This is a genomic window from Novosphingobium resinovorum, from assembly GCF_001742225.1.
Classification (GTDB): Bacteria; Pseudomonadota; Alphaproteobacteria; order Sphingomonadales; family Sphingomonadaceae; genus Novosphingobium; species Novosphingobium resinovorum_A.
Window position 1 is genome coordinate 1896328 of the sequence record NZ_CP017075.1, and the last position, 21152, is coordinate 1917479.

The following is a 21152-nucleotide window of genomic DNA, read 5'->3' on the forward strand; positions in this document are numbered from 1 at the left end:
GCGTGTATATTACGTCAATAAAACCAGCGCTGACGCCAGCGATAAATCGCTTCTACTGTTTTTCCGCCAGTATCTTTTGCCGGGCGAAAGCGAAAACGGCGCATCGCGAGGTCGCAGGTAATGCGGTCCGCCTCCGGGTCCGGGCTGGGCTGCACGATCCGGCAGGCGGCGACGCGGCCATCGGTTCCTACCCTGAGGTCGATGGTCACCGATGCCCCGACCCGCAAGTCCCGGGTGGCGCGGGGGTAGTCCTTCGCCGAATTGATGTCTCCCGCCACCTTCACCGTCGGCGATGCGCCGCCGCCGCCGGTGCCATCCCCGCCTGCGCCCGCGCCGGTGCCCGAACCGAAGCCCGACGCCCCCGTGCCCTCGCCCTGCGCGGTGGCTCCGGCAGCGTTTTCCGCGCCTTTGCCCGCCACCGGAGGAGCTTGCGCGGGGCGGACGACCACGGGCGTCCTGGGCGCCGGGACCGGGCGCGGGTCCGCTTTGCGACCCGCAGCCGCGGCTGCGCCCTCTTCGCGCGGGGCTGCGCTGCTCGGTGCGGAAGAGGGGACAGGCGCGGGCGGCGGCGGAGGTTCGGCCGCAATCGTGAAGGCCCGCGTCACCGATCGCGCCACTTGCGCGGCGAGGTCCGGGGTGAACGCCCGCACCAGCCCGGCAATCACGACGACGTGGATCAGCAGCACGACCGCCGCGATCTTCCAGCGCGGTTTGTGCTCCTGCCGATATCCGCTGCGCATCATCGCCCGGTGATCGCACGGGCGTGCAAGCCGGCGCAACCTTTGACAAGGTCCGGCTTTGACAAGGCCCGGGCCACCGATCATTCCTTTCTGCGACACATCATTCACATATGCGATAATGAGGAGCAGCCATGGCGATGGACGACAGATTCGAACCGGTTGCCTGCAACCACGAAGGGATCGCACTGGAAGGTTTCGTGGCCCGGCCGCAAAGCGACGGCCCCCATGCGGCGGTGCTGATGATCCCGGGAGCCACTGGCCCTGGCCTCAGCTTCGAAGCGGCGGTGCAGGCGGTTGCCAAGGCCGGCTACGTCGCGGTCGCTGCCAGCATGTACGCGCGCGGCGCCGACATCTCGACTCCGCAGGCGGCGGGCCGGCACTTCGCAGACCTGATGGAACGGCCCGAAGTCCTGCGCGCACGCGTCGTCGCCTGGTTCGAGGCGGTGTGCGCCCTGCCCGGCGTCGATCCCGAGCGGGTCGCAGCGGTGGGCTATTGCTTCGGCGGCAAGTGCGTCCTCGAACTCGCCCGCAGCGGCGCACCGGTCCGGGCGGTTTCGAGCTTTCATGGCCTCCTCGCCACGCATGCACCGGCTGCGCCCGGCACTGTCACGCCGCACATAGCCATCTGGACCGGCGGCCGCGACCCTTACGTGCCGCGCGCCGACTTCGATGCGGTGCGCGCAGAACTCGATCTGGCCGGTGCGAACTACTCCGCGACCGAGTTCGCACGCGCCCGCCACGCCTTCACCGACCCCGATCACGACGGTATCGCCGAGGGGATAGAATATGACGCGGCGGCACATCGAATTGCCTGGAGCGGCACTCTCGCCCTGCTCGAAGTGATCCTTTCGGCATGATTTGCTGAACAGGTGTTACAATTGCGCCACGCTCTCGGATTAATTCGTATTTTCGATGTATAATTCCCAATTGTGAACTGAATGTCTCACAGTTATCCTTGCAAACAGACGAGGGATTCGTAATGTTTCCCTCAAGCAAGAAGGTCTGCCGGGCATCGGCACCAGGGAGAGAGAACAGGCGCTGACGGGGGCGTCGATCGCTGGCCGGCCATGCCGGATCCGGACGCTTCCCCATTTCGATTATCCCCAAACTCCCGCGCGGACCGGCAACAGCCGGCCGTCCCGCAGAACCGTCTGCCGATAACGAGAACAATGTTTCCGGAGGAGAGGAGAAATCATGAGTGCAAGGAATTTCAGGAGCCGGCTCACCAGCAGCGTTGCGGTCCCGGCAATCGCCTTTGCGGGGCTGACGGCGACGCCGCTAATGGCGCAGGGCATCAACCCGGACGAGATCATCGTCACCGCCCGTCGTACCGAAGAACGCCTGCAGGACGTGCCGATCTCGATCACCGTGTTCAGCGGCGACCAGATCCAGAAGCGCAACATCGCGGTCGCCTCCGACCTTGCGGTCTTCACCCCTTCGCTCTCGGTCAACACGCGTTACGGGCCTGAGAAATCGACGTTCTCCATCCGCGGCTTCAACCAGGACGCCTCGACCGCGCCGACCGTGGGCGTATACTTCGCCGACGTCGTGGGCGTGCGCGCGCAGGGTGGCACGGCAGGCGGCAACACCGTGGGCGCGGGCGCTTTCACCGACCTCCAGAACGTGCAGGTGCTGAAAGGCCCGCAAGGCACCCTGCAGGGCCGCAACACCACCGGCGGCGCCGTGCTGCTGGTGCCGGCCAAGCCCACCGACCTGCTCGAAGCCTCGATCGAGGGGACTTACGGCAACTACGACCAGAAGCGCGTCCAGGCGATGTTCAACGCACCGCTGGCCGATACCTTCAAGGTCCGCGTCGCGATCGACCGCAACGAGCGCGACGGCTATATGAAAAACCATTCCGGCGTCGGCCCGAAGGACTTCAACGACGTCAATTACTTCTACGGCCGTCTCAGCGTCGTTGCGGACCTGACCCCGAACCTCGAGAACTACACGATCTTCCACTACAGCCGTTCGGACACCAACGGCTATGCTTCGCACTACGAGTTCTGCGATTCCAACCCCGGCGATCCGCGTCAGATCAACCCGGCGACGATCTCCCCCATCAACCCGAACGGCAGCAAGTACAGCATCAGCCGCTACTACACCTCGCTGGCCGCCTGCGACCAGATCGCCCGTCAGACCGCGCGCGGCGACGGCCCTCTCGACGTCGATGTGAGCGATCCCGACCCGCGCATGTTCCTGCGCACCTGGCAGGCGATCAACACGACGACCTGGCAAGCCAGCGACACGATCACGATCAAGAACATCGTCAGTTACGGCGAATACCGCGAGCAGAGCCAGTTCCAGCTCTACAGCGACAACTTCACGGTGCCGGACACGGCGATCACCCGTTATTACGCGGCGCGCAGAGGCCCGCAGATCGGCCAGCCGTTCGACTACATCCAGCTCGGCACCCAGCCCGGCCACGATGCGGCCGCAGAATCCACCACCACCGAGGAACTGCAGATCCAGGGGCGCTCGGCCGACGGCAAGTTCAACTTCGTGGTCGGCGGCTATCTCGAATTCAGCCGGCCGCTCGGCTACAACCAGCAACGTACCGGAATCTACGGCAACTGCGTTGATCCGGGGGTCCTGAACTGCTCGGGCGGCCTGCCACTGTCCGACAGCGCCCCGATCCCGGGCACCATCATCTCGGAATCGCGCACGCAACTGGCGTTCGACAACCACGGCGTCTTCGCGCAAGGCACCTATCGCTTCACGGACCAGCTGGCACTGACCCTTGGCGGGCGCTGGACGTTCGACAAGATCGCGGGCTATTCCGAAAGCAATCGCCGCGTGTTCGCCAGCGTGCCCAGTGTCGGCTACGTGCTTTCGAACTGGGTGTGCAACGACAACCTGAACCATGCGACCGTCAATCTGATCGCCAACGGCGGCGACCTGACGGCATGCGGCACGCGGATCACCGTCAAGTCGAACAAGCCGACGTGGCTGATCGACCTCGACTTCAAGCCGACGCCCGATACCCTGATCTATGCCAAGTACGCGCGCGGCTATCGCCAGGGTACGGTGAACTTCACCAATCCGGGGCTGGAGACCGCCCTTCCCGAGAAAGTCGATGCCTACGAGGTCGGCGCCAAGCTGACATTCCGCGGAGCCCTGCCCGGCTATCTCAACGTCGCCGGGTTCTGGAACGATTTCTCGAACCAGCAGGTATTCGGCGCGCTCATTCCCAAGCCCGAAAGCGGATTGGTCGGCGGCTCGGCGATCATCAACGCGGGTAAATCCGTCATCAGAGGCGTCGAGGTGGATGCAGGCGTGACCCCGTTCCAGGGGCTGCGGCTCTCGGCGGGATATGCCTATCTCGACACCAAGCTCAAGGACCTCATCACGCCCACGCTCTCGGCGGACAGCCCCTTCCTGCAGATCATCCCGCGCGGGCGGATCGGAGGTCCGCTGACCTACTCGCCCAAGCACAAGCTGACGCTCTCGGGCGATTACTCGGTTCCGCTGGGCGACAACGTCGGTGAGCTGAACTTCGGGGCGGTCTTCACGTATACGGCCAAGCAGTTCGTCGATGGGAACCTGCAGATCCCCGGCTACAGCCTGCTGAACCTCAATGCCGGCATCACCGACGTGGGCGGCTCGGGCTTCGACGTGGTCGTCTTCGCGCAGAATGTGACGAACAAGCACTATCGCACCACGTCGGGCGGCGGCTACGATTCTTCGGGTATCGGCGACTTCATGTACGGCCCGCCGCGCATGTACGGGGTGCGCCTCAAGTACGCCTTCGGGCGCTGATCTTGCACGACACGAACCCCGCGCCGCCGAGTGCGCGGGGTTTCGTTACGGCCCTCGCGGCCGGACCTTGGGCCACGCCGTCACCGGCGTGGCCCTTTTCATGGGAAGCTAGGCGGCGCCCAGCAGCCCGAAGCTGTCGTGCCGCATCACCGCCTTGCCGAGCCGATCGACGAACTGGACAATGATCGGCGGATCGACGCGGCGGGTGATCGACCATAGGTAATAGCCGTAGGTCACGCCTTCGCGGTACTGCATCCAGGCGTCCGCTTCGGACGGCATGTCCATCCCGTGCCCGCGCATCATCGAGAGGTACTCGCCCAGCAGGCGGCGCTCCTCGACCTCGGCCACTTCGGTCGGCAGCACCGCGTTCAGGTGATAGGCCACGTCGAGCGCCCAGCCCCCGCGCTGGAGCAGTTGCCAGTCGATCACGCCCATGCCCTCGGGCGTACGGAAGACGTTGCCCGCATGGGCGTCGCCATGGATCATGAACTGCGGCCGCCCGCCGTCGCGCGCGGCGAGTTCCCTGATCGCCGCCGCAAGATTGGCGGCGCTGCGCACGCGGGGCGATAGGTTGTCGCCGCGCGGTCCGTCGAGCAGGTCCTGCAGGGCCTCCGGCGTGACATAGCTCATCTTCGCCAGTTCCGCGGCGCGCGGCCGAATCCAGTCGGCGCCATCGAGGAAATCGCTTCGCGCATGGAGCAACGACAACTGCCGCAGGCTCTCTAGCGCATCGTCCGCCGTGAACGGATCGAGCGCCGAGCAGAACCGCGCGCCATCGGCGATGAGGTCGCGCATGATCGTCACGGCCTGATGCGCCTCGCGGTCGATCACGGTGGCGACGCAATCGGGCACGCGCACGGCGATCACGGGCGCGACCTTGTTGTAGAAGTCCGATTCGAGCACGCAGGTCGGCCCGCCGCGCGCGGTCATCGCGTCCACGTCGAGCAGGCCCTTGAGGCAGAAGCCCAGCCGCTGACCGTCTTCGAAGGTCACCGCGAAGCGCACTTTGGTGGCGACGGTGCGGATCACCTCCACCTCTTCGACCTGCGCGATGGCGCGCCCGGCCGCGATTTTGCCCAGCGCTCCCGCCAGCCACTGCGGATCGAGCGCCTGTTCCAGCGTCGCCGGAACCGTGACTTGCGGCTGCGCCGGGCGCGGCCTTTCGAGGACTTGAGACATGCCTTTTCCCTTTCCCGATATATGTCCGTTCGGCTTGACCTAATTCGCCATTTCGGTCCATCCTTCGCAATATAGAATTTCATCGGTCAAGCGATGGTAACAGAACGGGAGAGGCCGATGGGCAAGCCGCTGGAAGGCATCAAGGTCGTGGAAGTCGCGATGTGGGCCTTCGTGCCGGCTTGCGGCGGGATGCTGGCGGACCTTGGCGCCGACGTGATCAAGATCGAGCCGCCGACCGGCGATCCGCTGCGGGGGCTTTCGATCGGCGGTCTTGGCGGCGGGAAAATCGACTATTCGTGGGAGAGCTACAACCGGGGCAAGCGCTCGGTGACGCTCGATCTCAAGCAGGAGGCCGGGCGCGCGGTGCTGGATCGGTTGCTGAAGGACGCCGACGTGTTCCTCACCAATCTGCTGCCTCCGGCGCGGCGGGCGATGCGGATCGACGAGGAGACGATCCGGGCGGAGTATCCCGGCCTTATATACGCCAGCGGCAGCGCGCTCGGCCCCAATGGCCCCGACCATGAGAAAGGCGGCTACGATGCCATCACCTTCTGGGCGCGCGGGGGCATCTCGTCCTCGCTGACCGAGCCCGAGGCGCCGCATCCGGTAGGTCCGCCGGGACCGGCATTCGGCGATACGATATCGGGCGCGATGCTCTCGGGCGCGATCTGCGCCGCCATCGCCAAGCGGGCGCTGACCGGCGAGGCTTCGGCTGTGGACGTCTCGCTGCTGGGCACCGCCCTGTGGTCGATGCAGCGCTACGTCTGCCAGGCGACGGCGGACGGGGTGCAGAAGTTCCCCAAGCCGCCCGCCGACAAGCCCAACAACGTGCTCGTCAGCAACTACCGCACGGCCGATGGGCGTTTCCTCGCGCTCTGCATGCTGCAGGCGGACAAGTACTGGGCGCCCTTCTGCGAAGCCGCCGGACGGCCCGACCTCGCCGCCGACCCCCGCTTCGCCGACGCCGCCGCACGCAAGGCGAACATCGATGCCTGCTATGCCGAAGTGAAGGCGCTGTTCGCCGGCAAGACGCTCGCCGAATGGAAGGTGATCCTCTCGCGCCAGTCGGGCCAGTGGGACGTCGTGCAGGACGTCGGCGAAATGAAGGACGATCCGCAGGCGCAGGCTAACGGCTACCTCAAGCGCGTGGACTACAGCGACGGCACGCAGATCCCGATGATCGGCCTGCCGATGGTCTTCGACGGCATGCCGCTGTCCTCCACCCGCTCGCCCGACCTCGGTGCCGACAGCGACGCGGTGCTTGAGAGCCTGGGCTACTCCGAGGACGAGATCATCGACCTCAAGGTGCAGGGTGTGGTGTTCTGATGCGCAAGCTGCCGAAGCTGGAGCCGGAAACCGCCTTCTACTGGACTTGCGGAGCGGACGGGCGCTTGCGCATCCAGCGCTGCGGACAATGCGGAACCTACCAGCACCCGCCCTTCCCGCGCTGCTCGGGTTGCGGCAGCGAGGCCGTCGCCCCCGCGCCGGTTTCCGGCAAGGGCCGCCTCGCCAGCTACACGGTGAACCATGAGGCGTGGGTGCCGGGGCTGGACGTGCCCTTCGTGTTCGGCGTCGTCGAGCTGGCGGAGCAGGCACAGCTTTACGTCTTCACCAATGTCCTTGGGAAAGAGGTGCGCATCGGCATGCCGCTGACGGTCGAGTTCGAGCACCACGACGATGTCTGGCTGCCAATGTTCCGGGAGGACAGGGAATGACCCTTCTCCCCGAAAAGCAGGTGTGCATCACCGGCGCCGCGCAGTCCGAGGTCGGCCGTCCCTCCCCCCGCACCGCGCTGCAGCTGACCGCCGACTCCTGCCTCGCCGCCATTGCCGACGCGGGGCTCTCTCCCTCGGACATCGACGGCATCGCCACATATCCCGGCAAGAGCAGCGAAGGCGGGGGGATCGCGCCCGTCAGCCCCTCCGAAGCGGCCGCCGTGCTCGGCATCGAGCCACGCTGGATTCTCGCCTCCGCCGAGGGGTTCAGCCACATGGCGCCGATCTTCAACGCGGTGACCGCGATCGCCTGCGGCCTCGCCCGTCATGTCGTGGTGTTCCGCAGCGTCGCGCAGGCGCAGGCACGGCTGGTGTCGCGCGCATCCACGCTGATGTCCGGCGCGCGTGACAGGGTGGACGGCAACAACGCCTGGACCGTGCCCTACAACGCGCTTTCGCCGATCAACACTTTCGCGCTCTATGCGCAGGCCTATTTCGACAAGTACGGCGCCGACGAGGCGCAACTGGGCGCCATCGCCGTCAACAACCGCGCCAACGCCGCGCACAATCCCAATGCGATCTACCGCAAGCCGCTCACCCTCGACGATTATCTTGCGGCGCGGGTGATCTCCTCGCCGCTGAGGCTGTTCGACTGCGACAGCCATATCGACGGCTCGACCGCGATCGTCCTGTCGCACCGGGATGCGGCGAAGGACTTGCGCAATCCGCCGCTCCATATCGAGGCAATGGGCATGGCGGTGGGCGGGCTGTGGGTTGGCCGCCACGAGGGCGACTTCACCGAACTACCCGCCGCCCACCGCGCCGGAGCGATGCTGTGGGAGCGCACCGACCTCACGCCCGCCGATATGGACTGCGCGCAGATCTACGACGGGTTCTCGATCCACGTGTGGATGTGGCTGGAGGCGCTCGGCCTCGTGCCGAAGGGAGAGGCCTGCCGCTTTACCGAGGGCGGGCAGCGGATCGCGCTGGACGGCGAACTGCCGCTCAACACCGGCGGCGGCCAGCTCTCCGCCGGGAGGTTCCACGGCTACGGCCACATCCATGAGGCTACCGTCCAGCTCTGGGGCCGCGGCGGCGGACGGCAGGTGCGGGACGCGCGGACCTGCATCGTCTCCAACGGCGGCTATGGCTACGGCGCGATGATCCTGCGGCGGGATTGACCCACCTTATCGTCATTGCGAGCGCAGCGAAGCAATCCAGGGCGGGGTGATGTTGCGCTGGATTGCTTCGCTGCGCTCGCAATGACGAAGCAAGGGAGCATACGCCCGGGCGGTGGCGTCTGCTCTCTGCTTGACCGACTCATTCACTAATGCGATAATCAATTCGCAATTTAGAATAATAGATCGGGACGAGAGGAACCGGACATGAGCGAAGCAGATCCCGCGATCCGCACGAATGCGGCCACCGATTGGCAGTACGGCCCGATCTTCGACGCCGACGCGCACATCGATCCGCCGCACGACATGTGGAAGGACTACCTCCCCGCCCACCTCAAGGACCGCGCGCCCTTCATCGAGCACGCCGAGGACGGGGACTACATCTGCTTCGAGGGCAATCGCCGCCCCTTCATGATGATCAACAACCAGGCCGGTCGCGAGGGCAAGAACTTCAAGATGAAGGGCCGCCTTGCAGACCAGCGCACGGTATGGGAGCCCGCCACCCGCCTCGCCGACATGGACGCCGATGGCATGGATGCCGCGCTGCTGTTCGGCGGCGGGCCGCTGGGCTCGTTCGACAACGAACTCTACGTCGCCAGCTACGAGGCGTACCAGAACTGGGTGATGGACTTCGCCTCGGTGGCGCCTGACCGGCTATATCCCGTCGGTTACGTGCCGATGCGCGACATCGACGAGACTTGCGCGCACGTCACCCGGCTCGCGAAGAAGGGCTTTCGCGCCATCAACCTGCCCGCCTTCCCGCAGAACCCCGACGCCTGGAAGACCTCGTCCGGCATCGCCGCGATGAAGGATGGCCAGGTCTCGGCGCTGACCGGCGACAGCAAGGGCGCGCTGCAATATTCCGACCCGGCGTTCGACGCGCTGTGGAAGACCGTGTGCGACCACGGCCTCGTCATCACCTTCCACCTCGGCGCGCGGGTGCCGCGCTTCGGGCAGAAGGAGTTCTTCCTGCCCGACATGCCGATGAGCAAGATGGCGATGGCCGAACCGATCGGCATCTTCATCTTCAACTGCATCTTCGACCGCTTCCCGGACTTGCGCATCGGCAGCATGGAGAGCGGCGTGGGCTGGTTCGCGTGGTACACCGAATACATCACCCGCACCTGGGAACGGCAGCGCTTCTGGACCGAGAGCCAGCTCAAGCATCCCCCCAGCTACTACATGGACCGCAACGTCTACGGCTCGTTCATCCAGGACCGCACCGGCATCCTCAACCGCGACCTCCCGGGCGCGCGCAACATCATGTGGTCCTCGGACTATCCGCACTCGGAGACGACCTTCCCCAAATCGCGCGAGGTCATCCTGCGCGACTTCGAAGGCGTGCCCGAGGCGGACGTGCGCGCGATCATCCACGACAACGCCTGCAAGCTGCTGGGGATCGCCTGATGCTGGACACCCCCACCGCGCCCGAGAACGACGATGTCCTCACCGCCGACGACCCGCTCTACGAGGAACTCTACGACGTGCGCCGCGAGGCAGAGGCGATCGGCAACCTTGTGGAAGTGGCGGAAATCATGCCGCGCATTCACGCGCTGCGCGATGAAGGCCCGGTGCTGAAAGGTCGCCTGCGCGAACTGCTCGGCCTGCCGCTGCACGAGCGCCATGCGCGGGCGGCCGGACGTCCGCACTGGACGGTGCTGTCGTTCGAGGCGGTGGAAGCCGCGCTGCGCAATGCCGCGGTGTTCTCCAACTCGGTGCAAGGCCACGACAACCCGGCGGGCGAGAAGACGATGGGCATCCTCGAAATGGACCCGCCGGTCCACCGCGCCTATCGCCGCACCATCCAGCCGCGCTTCAACATGCCCGAGGCGATGGGCTGGTGGCGCGAGCACACCATCGACACCATCATCGAACGCCTGATCGCCCGCATGGGCCGGGGTGATCGCGCCGACCTCAACCTCGACTACTGCGCGCGGATCCCGGTCTACACGATCACCACCGCCATCGGCCTCGACGGCGACGAGGCGCTGCGTTTCCGTCACGCCTACCTCAACTCCACCAGTTCGAGCCGGACGGTGACGATGGAGCAGCGGCAGGCCAACGCGAAGATCGTCGAGAGCACCGTGCTGGGCCTGATCGCGCGCCGCCGTCAGGAGCCGAAGGACGATCTCGTCAGCTTCCTCATCACGATGAAGCTGCTGATGCCGGGCGAGGAACCGCGTGCCCTCACCGACCGCGAGATCATGGCGCACGTCAAGCTGGTGATGGTCGCGGGCGGCGGCACCTCGTGGCGGCAGATGGGCATCGCGCTCTACGCCCTGCTCACCCATCCCGAGCAACTGGCGGCGGTCCGCGCCGACCGCTCGCTGGTGGACGATGCGGTGGAGGAAAGCCTGCGCTGGTATCCGACCGCGCCTTACTTCTACCGCATGGTGATGGAGGATACCGAGCTTTACGGCCACGCGATCCCCAAGGGCGCAGTGCTGGAACTCGGCCTCGGCCCGGCCAACCGCGATCCTGCGCGCTGGGAGCGGCCCGACGAATACGACCTGTTCCGGCCGAAGAAGACCAACCTTGCCTTCGGGTTCGGTACGCACCGATGCCTCGGCATGAACGTGGCGCGGGTGGAGATCAATCGCGGCATCAACGCGCTGCTCGACCACTTCCCGAACCTGCGGCTCGATCCCGAAGCGCGCGCGCCGTTCATGACTGGCGGGCTGGAGCAACAGGGCGTGTCCGGGCTGCCGGTGTTGCTGCGGTAACCTTACCCCGTCATCCCAGCGAAGGCTGGGAGCGCTGGCCGCGTAAAGCCCACCCCTCGGCAGGGCGTTTGAACGATAGTTGGCCGTAACAGGCCAGCGGTCCCAGCTTTCGCTGGGATGACGGGAAAAGGTTTCAACTCTCCGCGAACGTATAGGGCTGCGCGGCACGGCGGTAGTCGTCCGCCAGCACGTCGCGCCCGATCGGCGGGACGGAGCGGGCGGTGCATTCCGCACGCTGACACAGACGGCAGGTGACGCCGATCGGCGTCGTCGGCGCGCTCGTCGGGTCCGTACCGCCCGCATAGACCAGCCGCCCCGCCTGCTCCGCCGCGCAGGCGAGCGCCACCGCGCGCACGACCCGCGCACCGCCGTAACCTGCCGCCCCGCCAGTCACCGTGCGCGCGATCGAGAAGAAGCGCTCCCCGCCCGGCAGCTCGAGCCATTGCGGCACGATCTCGCCCGGACGGCGAAACACCTGATGCACGCTCCACAAGGGGCACCCGCCGCCGTGCGCGGCGAAGGGGAAGCCCGCGCCGTCGAGCCGCTTGGAGACATTGCCCGCCTCGTCCACGCGGATGAAGAAGAAGCCGACGCGCTCCTCCCCCGGCCTCTGCAGCGTGGTGAGACGGTGGGCCACCTGCTCGAAACTGGCGCCGAACAGAGCGCACAGGGCATCGATGTCATAGCGCCGCTGGTCCGCCGCGCGGGCGAAGCGGCCATAAGGCATGACGATTGCCGCCGCCGCATAGCCCGCCAGCGCGCGCAGCAGCAGCGTCGCGGTGGTGCGGCTGGAGAAGCTGTCGGCCCGGATCGTCTGCTTGATCTCGGATCGCAGCGCGGTGTGGGCGATGTGCGTGGCGACCTGGAACGCGCGGCTGGCATGGTCGAGCGTGTCGGCGATCAGCAATTGCTGGTTGTGCCGGTCGAAGCGGCGCAGCGAATCCATGAGCACGTCAGGCGGCAGGAAACGCACGCGCACGGCCTTGGCGGCGAGCCACTCGGTCGCCCCGCCCGCTTTTTCGATCTCGCCCGCCAGTTCCTCGGCGCGGGTGTCGAGCGCGTGGAAGTAGTTGCGGTTGGCGGCGAGGAAGCGCTGCGCTTCGCGCACGGGCTCGTTCTCGTCCGCCATCGGCCCGGCGGCGCGCTGCTCGGCCAGCGCCTGCGCCTCGCGGGTGTAGGCCTGATGTAGCCGGAGCAGCGCTTCGGAGACGCCGGGAAAGCTGGTGGCAAGGTCGGCGACTTCCAGCTTGGGCAGGTCGATGTCGGCAAAGATCGGGTCGCGCAGCACATCGGTCAGGCGGCGCGCGTAGTCCTCCCCGTCGTCGCCGGCGATGTCGGCGATGTCGAGGCGGTACGTCTTCGCGAGGCGCAGCAGCATATCAGCGGTAACCGGCCGCTGGTTGCGCTCCAGCAGGGCGACGTAGCTGGGCGAGATCTCCAGATCATCGGCCATCGCCAGCTGCGTCAGGCCGAGTTCACGGCGCAGACGGCGCAGGCGCGGGCCGAGGTACAGGGGACGATTCTCTGCCATTGCACTCCCTATCCAACACGCGCCCGTCATCCCAGCGAAGGCTGGGACCGCTGGCCGCGCAAAGCCCAACCCTCGGAAGAGCGCCCGGACGATAGTTGGTCGTAACAGGCCAGCGGTCCCAGCCTTCGCTGGGATGACGGGTGGCCTTTACAACCGTTTTGTAACTACCACACAACTTTACAAGGAACATCTGTAAAGTTTGACAACAGCACCTCGCAAGGCATTCCGCCGCGCCGTCATCGCGACTACCTCGGCTCCATCGAAAGCAATCGCATCCGCGAAGAGGAACTGAAGCGTGACCTACCAGAGCAAGATCATCGAAGCCGGTAATACGATCGGCACCGAGACCCACTGGAACGGGATCGAGGCCGAATCGGTCGCCCGCATGCGCCTGCAGAACCGCTTCCAGACCGGCCTCGACATCGCCCGCTACACCGCGCGCATCATGCGCGAGGACATGGCGGCCTACGATCTCGACCCCGCCAACTACACGCAGTCGCTGGGCTGCTGGCACGGGTTCATCGGCCAGCAGAAGATGATCTCCATCAAGAAGCACTTCGGCACCACCAAGGGGCGCTACCTGTACCTCTCGGGCTGGATGGTCGCGGCGCTGCGCAGCGAGTTCGGCCCGCTGCCCGACCAGTCGATGCACGAGAAGACGTCGGTTCCGGCGCTGATCGAGGAACTGTACACCTTCCTGCGCCAGGCTGACGCGCGTGAGCTGGGCGGCCTGTTCCGCGATCTCGACAAGGCCCGCGAGGGCGGCGACGAAGTCGAGGCCAAGCGCATCGAGCACGCCATCGACGCCTACGAAACGCACGTTGTGCCGATCGTCGCCGACATCGACGCGGGCTTCGGCAACGCGGAGGCGACTTACCTCCTCGCCAAGAAGTTCATCGAGGCGGGCGCCTGCTGCATCCAGATCGAGAACCAGGTCTCGGACGAAAAGCAGTGCGGCCACCAGGACGGCAAGGTCACCGTCCCGCACGAGGACTTCATCGCGAAGATCCGCGCGGTCCGCTACGCCTTCATGGAACTGGGCGTCGATGAGGGCCTGATCGTGGCGCGCACCGACTCGCTCGGCGCCGGCCTCACCAAGCAGATCGCCTTCACCCGTGAAGCGGGCGACATCGGCGACCAGTACAACGCCTTCCTCGATTGCGAGGAAGTCGAGACGGTGGGCCACGGCGACGTCCTGATCAGCCGTGACGGCAAGCTGCTTCGCCCCAAGCGCCTGCCCAGCAACCTCTACCAGTTCCGTTCGGGAACCGGCGAGGACCGCTGCGTGCTCGACAGCATCCACGCCCTGCAGAACGGCGCGGACCTGCTGTGGATCGAGACCGAGAAGCCGCACATCGGCCAGATCGGCGGAATGGTCAGCCGCATCCGCGAGGTGATCCCAAACGCCAAGCTGGTCTACAACAACTCGCCCAGCTTCAATTGGACGCTCAACTTCCGCCAGCAGGTCTTCGATGCCTGGCAGGCGGCGGGCAAGGACGTCTCGGCCTTCGACCGGGCGCGCCTGATGAGCATCGACTACGACGCCACCGAGCTGGCGGCAGAGGCCGACGAGCGCATCCGCACCTTCCAGAAGGACGCGGCGCGCGAGGCGGGCATCTTCCACCACCTCATCACCCTGCCGACGTACCACACCGCCGCGCTGTCGACCGACAATCTGGCGAAGGAATACTTCGGTGATGCCGGGATGCTCGGCTACGTGAAGGGCGTGCAGCGCGAGGAGATCCGCCAGGGTATCGCCTGCGTGAAGCACCAAAACATGGCCGGCTCCGACCTCGGCGACGACCACAAGGAATACTTCGCGGGTGAAGCCGCCCTGAAGGCCGGCGGCGCGCACAACACGATGAACCAGTTCGCGGCCTGAGCCGCACCACACTTGGAGGAAGCCGGGGGACGGTCCCCCGGCAACTTGGGGAAGCAACCCGATAAGCAAGCAAGGAAAGGACATAGCATGACCACCATGACCGCAGAACCGACCCGCGCTCGCGCGGTGCTCTCGAACGAGGACTTCAAGCTTCTTCAGGAAGCCGTCGTCTTCTATCTCAAGGCACACGAGGACGATCCGATCTCGTCCAAGTACTCCAACCTCTATCACCGTCTCGGCAGCGCGATCCGCCGCTGAGGCAGCTCAAGAGTTTTCCTGGGGAGGAAAGCTTGGCCCGTCGCACCCGTGTGCGGCGGGCCATTTGCATTGGAGCGAAGAGGGGGGACATGAACGGCCGTCTTCGCGCAACTGCGAAGGCGCCCGGTCAGCTTGCGTCAATCATATCGGCCTAACCTGCGCCTTGCGACGTCACCGGAATCAAGGATGCAACGAAGTGCGAAGGTTCGCTTCCAGCGTTAGCCGACTGCCCGAATTCCGGGCGATCGGCGCCCCGCGGTTACCAAAAGTTCATGCTCCAGACCCTTGAAATTGCGCGCCCCGCTTCGTCATACCTTTGTCGCCATAGGGCAGAAAATTAACCACCTGCCTCATAGCCTGCTCCAAACCAGATGGGGATCTGCGTTGTATTTGGGGCTTAAACAGGACGTAACCGGCGAGGAACTCGCGCTCGCCATCGCGGAGCGCGGAGACCTGCCTTCGCTCGACACCGCGCTTCAGGCGGCCTCGCTCGCCGAGACGCGGCTGCGCGAGGTGATCGAGGCAATTCCGCAAGGCATCGTCTTCCTTGACGAGGAGGATCGCTACATCCTCTGGAACGAGCAGTACGCCCAGATCTACGAGAAGTCGGCCGACCTGCTGGTGCCCGGCGCCAAGCTGGGCGACGCGCTGCGCATCGGCATCGCGCGGGGCGACTACCCCGAAGCGGCCGGGCGCGAGGAGGAATGGCTCGCCAGCCGCCTCGCACTGCTGCGCCAGCCTTCGCACCGCCACGAGCAGTGGCTGTCGAACGGCCGCTGCATCATGATCGAGGAACGCCGCCTCGAAAGCGGCGGCTCGATCGGCGTGCGCGTGGACATCACCGACCTCAAGCAGAAGGAAGACGCCTTCCGCCTGCTGTTCGAACGCAATCCGCTGGCGATGTTCGTCTACGACCCCGAAAGCGGCTGCATCCGCACCGCCAACGAGGCCGCCTGCGCCCTGTTCGGCTACACCCCGCGCGAAATGGCGGACCTCCCGGCCGGTGATCTGTTCCCCGAGACTTCGCGCGCCCACGCTGCGGAATTGCTCGTCACCGACCGCGCCGATACCGGCGACAGCTGGAAGATGCTGCGGCGCGACGGCACCGCGATCGAGACCGTGATCGCCACGCGCGTCTCCGACCTCGAGGGCTTTTCCGGCACCATCGTCTCGATCTTCGACGTCACCGAACGACGCCGCATCGAGCAGCGCATGGCGCACATGGCACGCCACGACGAACTGACCGGCCTCGCCAACCGCGCCCATTGCCGCGCCCAGCTCAACGACTTGCTGACGAACGCCGGCCCGCAGGAAACGGCAACGCTGGCGATGATCGACCTCGATCATTTCAAGCCGGTCAACGACACCTACGGCCACCACTTCGGCGACATCGTCCTGACCGAAGCGGCGCGGCGCATGCGCGAGCTGATCCCGCCCGAGGCCCTGCTGTGCCGCATCGGCGGCGACGAATTCGCGCTGATCTTCCGCCGCTCGAGTCTGACGCAGGCGGAACTGGTGGCCAAGTCGATCATCACCACCCTGTCCGAGCCCTTCTTCGTGCAGGGCCACATGATCCACATCGGCGCAACGATCGGCTTCGCCTCCGCGCCTTACGATACCCGCGATCCCGAGACGCTGCTGCGCTACGCCGACCTTGCGCTCTACGCTGCCAAGGGCGAGCGGCGCGGAACCTGCCGCAGCTTCGAAGCCGGGATGGACGCCGCCGCGCAGGAGAAGAACCGCCTCGAGATCGACTTGCGCGCCGCCGTGCGCGAGGGCGGGCTGGCAGTGCACTACCAGCCGATCGTCGATCTCCAGAGCGGGCAGGTCGAATGCTACGAAGCGCTGCTGCGCTGGAACCATCCCGAGCGCGGCGCGGTGCCGCCCGACGTCTTCGTGCCGCTCGCCGAGGAGATCGGCCTGATCGACCAGATCGGCCGCTTCGTGCTCGGCAGCGCCTGCAGCGCAGCGATGCAATGGCCAGACCACGTCAAGGTCGCGGTCAACGTCTCGCCGCTGCAGTTCCGCAACGGCAACCTGCTGAGCACGGTGATCAACGCTCTCTCCACCTCCGGCCTCGCCGCCGAGCGTCTGGAACTGGAGATCACCGAGGCGGTGCTGATGGAGAAAGGCCCGCGTCCTTCAGCGATCATCCGCAACTTGCGCGCCTTCGGCATCGGCATCTCGCTCGACGATTTCGGAACCGGCTACTCTTCGCTGAGCTACCTGCTCAACTACCCCTTCACCAAGATCAAGATCGACAAGTCGTTCATCCTGAACCTGCACCATGAAGCCAATTCACGCGCTGTCATCCGCGCCGTGATCGGGCTCGGCCGCAGTCTCGGCCTGATCGTCACCGCCGAGGGGATCGAGAGCGACATGGAGCGCGAATACCTGCGCGACGAAGGCTGCACGCAGGGACAGGGCTATCTGTTCGGCAAGGCGATGCCGGCGATGACCAATTAAGGTAATCCCGCCGCCCTTCGTCTCCCACATTTCGTCATTGCGAGCGTAGCGAAGCAATCCAGGGCAGTTGAACGCCGCCCTGGATTGCTTCGCTACGCTCGCAATGACGAAGGTTGGGTGAACCTCACGCCGCCAAGGCCCGGCGGCAGAACTGCCACAATTCGCCAGCCAGTTCCTCGCGCCCGGTGCGGTCGGGAATACCCTCCTCCTCCGCCAGCAGCACCGTATGCACGGTGGTCGATACGAGGTTGTAGACCAGCCGTGCCTGCAGTTGCGGATCGGCCCGCCGGAAGGCCCCGACGGCGATGCCGTCCGCGACATGCCCGGCGATCAGGTCGAGCAGCGGCTCCAGCGCCGAGTTCAATTCCCCCTGCCGCGTCTGGGCGAGCCGCAAGTGCTCGCGGCTGAGCGCCGCCCCGCGCCGGTTCGCGCCCAACCGGTCCTGCCCGAGCTGGCCGACCACGATTCCCGTCACGATCGCCCGCAGCGCCTCCACCGGCCCCTCGCAGCGCGCAGTAATGTCTCGGAACTGCAGTGCCGCCGTCCGCAGCGAGCTGTCGAACACCGCCAGCACGAGGTCGTCCTTGCCCTGGAACCGTTCATAGAACGCCCGCCGCGCCAACCCTGCCCGCGCCAGCACCGCGCGGATCGTCAGGCCCTCCAGCCCCGATTCGTCGAGCAGGTCGTAGGCGGCACGGATGAGCAGCAACGCGCGGTCGCCCTCGGGTGCTTCGGGCGCGGTGAACAGCGGCGGATAGGCGGTCGTCATCCTTGAAGCGCTACGCCCGCGTGGGGCCCCGGTCCAGTCCTGCGTCGATGCGATTGACTTGGCCGCCCTCAAGCGCGTACAAGAATGAGAACAATGTTCTCACAGGACAACGAGAGAGGAAACCATGCCGCAGATCACTTACGTCGATCACGACGGACACCAGACGCGCGTTGACATACCGCTTGGCGAGAATGTCATGCGCGGGGCGCTGTACAACGGCATCGAGGGCATCGTCGGCGAATGCGGCGGCGGCCTCTCGTGCGCGACCTGCCATTGCTACGTGGACGAGGACTGGGTCGATACGGTGGGCGGTCCCTCGTCCGACACCGAGGCCGAACTGCTCGAAGCGGTAGCCACCGAACTGCGACCGGCCAGCCGCCTCTCATGCCAGATCGAGATCACCTCCGCGCTGGACGGGCTGATCATCCATCTGCCCGAAACGCAGTTCTGAAGGGAGAGGACGACATGCCTATCGACGCCGCCAATCCCGTGCCCCCCAGCTTCCCGCGCAATGTCGGGATGGACCAGGTGCCCGCCCACGTTCCGCCCGAACTGATCCGCCAGTCGGGCCTCACCGTCGGGCCGGACTTCCTTGCGAACCCGCACGACTTCATGGCCGCGCTGCATGAAAAGCAGCCGCCCATCTACTACGACGTCAGCCCGATGGGGAACATGTGGCACCTCATCAAGCATGAGGACGCGCTGTTCGGCCTGCGCCACCCGGACATCTTCTCGAACGAGGGCGCCACGCCCTTCCCGCGCGATCCGGACGACTATTTCTACTTCATCCCGATCGAGATCGACCCGCCGCATCACCGCAAGTACCGCAACATCGTCGATCCGGTGTTCAGCCCGCAGGGCGTGCTCAAGCTGGAGGAACAGATCCGCCAGCGCGCCAACGGGTTGATCGACGAGATCGAGGCGAAAGTCGCCGCCGGAGGGACTTGCGAGTTCACCGAGGACTACGGCCGCCCGCTGCCGGTCACGGTGTTCCTCGACATCATGGGCCTGCCACAGGACATGCGCGACGAGTTCGTGGACTGGGCGATGAAACTCCTCCATTCGAACGACCGCGCGGTGATGGGCGAGACGATGGGCAAGATCACCGCCTATCTGCGCCAGGCGATCGAGGACAAGAAGGCGAATCCCGACGACGGCGTCGTCAGCCGCATCGCCCACTCCGCGCCGGACGGCGTGCCGCTCTCGGACAAGGAGATCTTCGGCTTCGCCTGCTTCCTGTTCATCGCCGGGCTCGACACCGTGTTCGCGACGCTGAACAATATCTGGCTCTACCTTGCCGAGAATCCGGACAAGCTCGCGGAAATCCACAGCCGCCCGCAGGACATCGACAAGATCGTCGAAGAACTGCTGCGCCGCTGGTCGGTGACGTTCTCGGGTCGGGTCCTCGACAAGGACTACGAGATGCGCGGCGTGCAGATGAAGAAGGGGGACCGCGTCACCTTTGTCCTGCCCGCCTGCAACTTCGACCCCGAAGTGTTCCCGAACCCCAAGGAGGTGGACTTCGACCGCCCGCGCAAGACGATCCTGGCCTTCACCGTAGGCGTCCACAGTTGCATGGGCGCACACCTCGCCCGGCTGGAAGTGAAGATCGCGCTGCAGGAATGGCTGAAGCGCATCCCGGCATTCTCGGTGAAGCCGGGCACGCGGATCGAGTACCGCCCCGGCGGCGTCATCGGGCCGGAGCACCTGCCGCTGGTCTGGTAGCCCGTCAGCCCACCTTGCGAGGCGGCCTTGCGAGAATATCCAGCAAGGCCGCCTCGAACGCTTGGGGGCGCTCGTACATCGCCCAGTGCCCGGCGTCCTCGACGACGCGGAACTCGGCGTCGGGCTGGACGGTACGCAGCGCCGCCTCCTGCGTGGCCGGGTCGGGATGCGGCAGGTCGAACGCGCCCCAGATCGCGTCTACAGCGACGCGGACCTCCGGAAGCACTTTGACCAGTCTGTCGGGAAGCACCAGCGGCGGTGCATGAAGCCGCGCAGCCTTGGCAGTCGGCAGCAGCATGTGAATCGCAAGGTCGTCGGCGCTCTCGGGGTGATGGAGCATCAGCCCGAGCAGATTGGCCTTGAGAGCGGCGCGGCGCTCCTCCCCAACCAGACCGCTGATCCGGCCGAGGCGCGGGTGACCCATCGGCGTTCCCAGCCCGCCGCAGCCGACGATCACCAGCCTGCGCGCCGTGCCCGGATGCAGCGCCGCCAGATGCGCCAGCGCGACGCCGCCGAACGAGAAGCCGCACAAATCGGCAGGCATCTTTTCCGCGCCGAGGATCGCAGACAATCCCCGGGCAAGCGCGGCCGAGATGCCTGCATGGTCGTTGCTCGCGGGCATGGCCGAATCCCCGTGGCCCGGCAGGTCGGGCACGATCAGCCGCCGGTGGCGAGACAGTCGCTCTATGTTGCGGACCCAGTGCGTCCAGGACCCTTGCGCGCCATGTGCAAGGACAATCGGCGCCCCTTCGCCCCAGATTCGCCATGCCATCGTCCCGTCGCCGCACGGAGTTTGGACCCGCCTCGCCTGCGACTCGAGCGAATCAAGATAGATGGCCGGGCCGGTACTCTGCTCGAATTTGCCGGTGTCGGTGCCCATTCGGGTCATGCCTCTCTCCTTCGATCCCCATCGGATCATCGCAGGAGACGATGCGCAACAGGCACCCCGCAATCATCGCCGGGATGACAGCGCAGGACATGCAACACCGCAGAAACGCGCGGGAAATGGGCGAAGGAAAAATTGCATGCTGCGCAGCATGAAATGCATTTCCCGCTTTGCCAAAGCCGGATTCTTGTGCAATGTGGTCGGTGAAAGGTTCATGTAACCTTACCGGTGTTGGGAGAGAGCGCGCCGGGGATGAGAAATCACTCCGGCGCGCCGATTTCTTCGCATATGCAGCAGAAGCTGCCTGATCCACCAACTTTCAACAATCTCCCTGATTTACG

At 65.9% G+C, this 21152-nt stretch carries 17 protein-coding genes; 12 read left to right on the top strand and 5 right to left on the bottom strand.

Annotated features, from left to right (window positions below):
* Nucleotides 1-14: 14 nt before the first annotated feature.
* Nucleotides 15-743 (bottom strand): TonB family protein, encoded by a 729-nt coding sequence (locus tag BES08_RS34480; RefSeq protein ID WP_083274636.1) that lies wholly within the window; start codon nucleotides 741-743, stop codon nucleotides 15-17.
* A 134-nt stretch (nucleotides 744-877) separates the two neighbouring features.
* On the opposite strand from BES08_RS34480, the gene BES08_RS08825 reads away from it, so the two are divergent.
* Nucleotides 878-1597 carry a dienelactone hydrolase family protein gene (locus BES08_RS08825; protein WP_231957931.1) on the top strand — a complete coding sequence of 240 codons (720 nt, stop codon included), beginning with the start codon at nucleotides 878-880 and terminating at the stop codon, nucleotides 1595-1597.
* 337 nt (nucleotides 1598-1934) lie between these two features.
* The gene (locus BES08_RS08830) at nucleotides 1935-4499 is read left to right on the top strand and encodes a TonB-dependent receptor (RefSeq protein ID WP_069708124.1); all 2565 of its coding nucleotides are present in this window, start codon (nucleotides 1935-1937) and stop codon (nucleotides 4497-4499) included.
* A 108-nt stretch (nucleotides 4500-4607) separates the two neighbouring features.
* On the opposite strand, the gene BES08_RS08835 is transcribed toward BES08_RS08830, so the two are convergent.
* Complete coding sequence (locus tag BES08_RS08835) at nucleotides 4608-5678, bottom strand: phosphotransferase (RefSeq protein WP_069708125.1); 1071 nt, start codon at nucleotides 5676-5678, stop codon at nucleotides 4608-4610.
* 117 nt (nucleotides 5679-5795) lie between these two features.
* Between BES08_RS08835 and BES08_RS08840 the strand changes: the two genes are divergently transcribed.
* The 5 genes from BES08_RS08840 (at nucleotide 5796) to BES08_RS08860 (ending at nucleotide 11294) form a co-directional block, all read left to right on the top strand.
* Nucleotides 5796-7004 carry a CaiB/BaiF CoA transferase family protein gene (locus tag BES08_RS08840; protein ID WP_069708126.1) on the top strand — a complete coding sequence of 403 codons (1209 nt, stop codon included), beginning with the start codon at nucleotides 5796-5798 and terminating at the stop codon, nucleotides 7002-7004.
* Complete coding sequence (locus tag BES08_RS08845) at nucleotides 7004-7393, top strand: Zn-ribbon domain-containing OB-fold protein (protein WP_008831634.1); 390 nt, start codon at nucleotides 7004-7006, stop codon at nucleotides 7391-7393. The genes BES08_RS08840 and BES08_RS08845 overlap by 1 nt, the downstream gene beginning before the upstream one ends.
* The gene (locus tag BES08_RS08850; RefSeq protein WP_069708127.1) at nucleotides 7390-8574 is read left to right on the top strand and encodes a thiolase family protein; all 1185 of its coding nucleotides are present in this window, start codon (nucleotides 7390-7392) and stop codon (nucleotides 8572-8574) included. The genes BES08_RS08845 and BES08_RS08850 overlap by 4 nt, the downstream gene beginning before the upstream one ends.
* Before the next feature lie 204 nt (nucleotides 8575-8778).
* Nucleotides 8779-9978 (top strand): amidohydrolase family protein, encoded by a 1200-nt coding sequence (locus tag BES08_RS08855; protein WP_069708128.1) that lies wholly within the window; start codon nucleotides 8779-8781, stop codon nucleotides 9976-9978.
* On the top strand, nucleotides 9978-11294 hold the full coding sequence (locus tag BES08_RS08860) for a cytochrome P450 (protein WP_083274637.1): 1317 nt from the start codon (nucleotides 9978-9980) through the stop codon (nucleotides 11292-11294). Before BES08_RS08855 ends, BES08_RS08860 begins: the two co-directional genes overlap by 1 nt.
* Nucleotides 11295-11427: 133 nt before the next feature.
* Here BES08_RS08860 and BES08_RS08865 read toward each other — a convergent pair whose 3' ends face one another.
* The gene (locus BES08_RS08865; RefSeq protein WP_069708129.1) at nucleotides 11428-12825 is read right to left on the bottom strand and encodes a helix-turn-helix domain-containing protein; all 1398 of its coding nucleotides are present in this window, start codon (nucleotides 12823-12825) and stop codon (nucleotides 11428-11430) included.
* Between the two features lie 295 nt (nucleotides 12826-13120).
* Here BES08_RS08865 and BES08_RS08870 point away from each other — a divergent pair, with 295 nt between their 5' ends.
* From BES08_RS08870 to BES08_RS08875, 3 genes are all read left to right on the top strand, one after another.
* Nucleotides 13121-14707 carry an isocitrate lyase gene (locus BES08_RS08870; protein WP_069708130.1) on the top strand — a complete coding sequence of 529 codons (1587 nt, stop codon included), beginning with the start codon at nucleotides 13121-13123 and terminating at the stop codon, nucleotides 14705-14707.
* An 87-nt stretch (nucleotides 14708-14794) separates the two neighbouring features.
* Nucleotides 14795-14965, top strand: coding sequence for a hypothetical protein (locus BES08_RS33595; RefSeq protein WP_008833082.1), 171 nt, complete (start codon nucleotides 14795-14797; stop codon nucleotides 14963-14965).
* Nucleotides 14966-15349: 384 nt separating this feature from the next.
* Entirely contained in the window at nucleotides 15350-17431 is a 2082-nt protein-coding gene (locus tag BES08_RS08875) for a putative bifunctional diguanylate cyclase/phosphodiesterase (RefSeq protein WP_069708131.1), read from the top strand.
* 124 nt (nucleotides 17432-17555) lie between these two features.
* Here BES08_RS08875 and BES08_RS08880 read toward each other — a convergent pair whose 3' ends face one another.
* Nucleotides 17556-18200 carry a TetR/AcrR family transcriptional regulator gene (locus BES08_RS08880; RefSeq protein ID WP_197524350.1) on the bottom strand — a complete coding sequence of 215 codons (645 nt, stop codon included), beginning with the start codon at nucleotides 18198-18200 and terminating at the stop codon, nucleotides 17556-17558.
* Nucleotides 18201-18324: 124 nt separating this feature from the next.
* Between BES08_RS08880 and BES08_RS08885 the strand changes: the two genes are divergently transcribed.
* Nucleotides 18325-18651: a 2Fe-2S iron-sulfur cluster-binding protein gene (locus tag BES08_RS08885; protein WP_069708132.1), complete on the top strand. Its 327-nt coding sequence runs from the start codon at nucleotides 18325-18327 to the stop codon at nucleotides 18649-18651.
* Nucleotides 18652-18665: 14 nt separating this feature from the next.
* A complete protein-coding gene (locus BES08_RS08890) occupies nucleotides 18666-19925 on the top strand; it encodes a cytochrome P450 (RefSeq protein WP_069708133.1) in 1260 nt (419 codons plus the stop codon).
* Between the two features lie 4 nt (nucleotides 19926-19929).
* On the opposite strand, the gene BES08_RS08895 is transcribed toward BES08_RS08890, so the two are convergent.
* The gene (locus BES08_RS08895; RefSeq protein ID WP_231957932.1) at nucleotides 19930-20814 is read right to left on the bottom strand and encodes an alpha/beta fold hydrolase; all 885 of its coding nucleotides are present in this window, start codon (nucleotides 20812-20814) and stop codon (nucleotides 19930-19932) included.
* Nucleotides 20815-21152 lie beyond the last annotated feature (338 nt).

What these genes read in the sequence shown, in the direction of transcription:
- BES08_RS34480 (WP_083274636.1), bottom strand. Translation starts at nt 743, where the DNA reads ATGATGCGCAGCGGATATCGGCAGGAGCACAAACCGCGCTGGAAGATC.
- BES08_RS08825 (WP_231957931.1), top strand. Translation starts at nt 878, where the DNA reads ATGGACGACAGATTCGAACCGGTTGCCTGCAACCACGAAGGGATCGCA.
- BES08_RS08830 (WP_069708124.1), top strand. Translation starts at nt 1,935, where the DNA reads ATGAGTGCAAGGAATTTCAGGAGCCGGCTCACCAGCAGCGTTGCGGTC.
- BES08_RS08835 (WP_069708125.1), bottom strand. Translation starts at nt 5,678, where the DNA reads ATGTCTCAAGTCCTCGAAAGGCCGCGCCCGGCGCAGCCGCAAGTCACG.
- BES08_RS08840 (WP_069708126.1), top strand. Translation starts at nt 5,796, where the DNA reads ATGGGCAAGCCGCTGGAAGGCATCAAGGTCGTGGAAGTCGCGATGTGG.
- BES08_RS08845 (WP_008831634.1), top strand. Translation starts at nt 7,004, where the DNA reads ATGCGCAAGCTGCCGAAGCTGGAGCCGGAAACCGCCTTCTACTGGACT.
- BES08_RS08850 (WP_069708127.1), top strand. Translation starts at nt 7,390, where the DNA reads ATGACCCTTCTCCCCGAAAAGCAGGTGTGCATCACCGGCGCCGCGCAG.
- BES08_RS08855 (WP_069708128.1), top strand. Translation starts at nt 8,779, where the DNA reads ATGAGCGAAGCAGATCCCGCGATCCGCACGAATGCGGCCACCGATTGG.
- BES08_RS08860 (WP_083274637.1), top strand. Translation starts at nt 9,978, where the DNA reads ATGCTGGACACCCCCACCGCGCCCGAGAACGACGATGTCCTCACCGCC.
- BES08_RS08865 (WP_069708129.1), bottom strand. Translation starts at nt 12,825, where the DNA reads ATGGCAGAGAATCGTCCCCTGTACCTCGGCCCGCGCCTGCGCCGTCTG.
- BES08_RS33595 (WP_008833082.1), top strand. Translation starts at nt 14,795, where the DNA reads ATGACCACCATGACCGCAGAACCGACCCGCGCTCGCGCGGTGCTCTCG.
- BES08_RS08880 (WP_197524350.1), bottom strand. Translation starts at nt 18,200, where the DNA reads ATGACGACCGCCTATCCGCCGCTGTTCACCGCGCCCGAAGCACCCGAG.
- BES08_RS08885 (WP_069708132.1), top strand. Translation starts at nt 18,325, where the DNA reads ATGCCGCAGATCACTTACGTCGATCACGACGGACACCAGACGCGCGTT.
- BES08_RS08890 (WP_069708133.1), top strand. Translation starts at nt 18,666, where the DNA reads ATGCCTATCGACGCCGCCAATCCCGTGCCCCCCAGCTTCCCGCGCAAT.
- BES08_RS08895 (WP_231957932.1), bottom strand. Translation starts at nt 20,814, where the DNA reads ATGACCCGAATGGGCACCGACACCGGCAAATTCGAGCAGAGTACCGGC.